Raw genomic sequence first — 599 nt, 5'->3', positions numbered from 1 at the left:
GCGGGGGTGTTGGGTTCGCCGGGTCAGTCGGCGTACGCGGCGGGTAACGCGTTTTTGGACGGGTTGGCGGTGTGGCGGCGGCAGCTCGGGTTGCCGGCGGTGAGCCTGGCGTGGGGGATGTGGGACACGGCGGGCATGGCGGCGTCGATCGACGAGGCGGATCGGGCGCGCTCGGCGCGGGCGGGTCTGACGCCGATGAGCGCCGAGGTCGGGTTGGAGCTGTTCGACGCCGCCCTGGCCGCCGACCGTGCGGCCCTGGTGCCGGCCGTGATCGACGTACCGGCGCTGCGGGCAGCGCTCGGTGCCGGCCCGGTGCCGGCCGTGCTGCGTACCCTGGTCGGCGTGACCAGCAACCGCCGCCAGGCGGGGCAGGGCGGTGGCGGCTGGGCCGACCGGCTCGCCGGGCTGACCGAGGACGAGGGCCGGGCCCAGGTCGACGTGCTGGTGCGGGGCCTGGTGGCGCAGGTGTTGGGGCACGGTGGCGCGGAGGCGGTGCCGGCGGACCGGGCGTTCCGGGAGCTGGGCTTCGACTCGCTGACGGCGGTGGACCTGCGTAACCGGTTGAACGCGGCCACCGGGCTGCGGCTGGCCTCGACGCT

At 76.3% G+C, this 599-nt stretch carries 1 protein-coding gene and 1 pseudogene; both read left to right on the top strand.

Annotation, left to right across the window (positions count from 1 at the left end):
* Positions 1-6 precede the first annotated feature (6 nt).
* A pseudogene (locus V6V16_RS27800) lies at positions 7-66 on the top strand (KR domain-containing protein); the annotation flags it as partial.
* Between the two features lie 33 nt (positions 67-99).
* Positions 100-599, top strand: a 500-nt coding sequence (locus tag V6V16_RS27795; protein WP_334566916.1) for an acyl carrier protein, incomplete at its 3' end; no start/stop codon positions are given.

Origin of the sequence: Micromonospora sp. CPCC 205561 (assembly GCF_036906775.1) — a bacterium.
Classification (GTDB): Bacteria; Actinomycetota; Actinomycetes; order Mycobacteriales; family Micromonosporaceae; genus Micromonospora.
The sequence above is the reverse complement of the archived record's forward strand: the minus strand, read 5'-3'. Positions and strand labels throughout refer to the sequence as shown.